The sequence below is a fragment of the Staphylococcus sp. HMSC072E01 genome (genome assembly GCF_001814125.1).
Lineage (GTDB): Bacteria > Bacillota > Bacilli > Staphylococcales > Staphylococcaceae > Staphylococcus > Staphylococcus hominis.
This window is the reverse complement of sequence record NZ_KV814996.1, coordinates 1-273: the sequence shown is the minus strand read 5'-3', so window position 1 is coordinate 273 and position 273 is coordinate 1. Positions and strand designations below refer to the sequence as shown.

1 protein-coding gene is annotated in these 273 nt (G+C 53.1%); it reads right to left on the bottom strand.

What is annotated here, in order from left to right:
- A partial coding sequence (locus HMPREF2953_RS10995; protein WP_141754128.1) for a WxL domain-containing protein occupies window positions 1–273 on the bottom strand: 273 nt, incomplete at both ends.

Here is a 273-nt window from a genome sequence, read left to right as displayed (position 1 = left end):
GCCTTGATTGGCGGGCACTTCTAGTTTGATGTTAGCAAACGTGAAGTCCAACTGATAGACGTCACTACCTGTGAACTGTTGGTTCGCGACCACCGCTGTTGCGGTATTGTCGGCGGTTAAATTCACGGTGCCAGTCTTGCCAAGCGGCGTCTTGGTTTCTGTTGGTTGGTTGTAATCGGTAAAGCTGGCAGCAGCGGCCGTTCCTAGCAACAAGCGGGTCGTTGTCGGCAAGCTGTCTGTCGCTGATTTTGGTTGCGACAGTTGCGCCGTTAA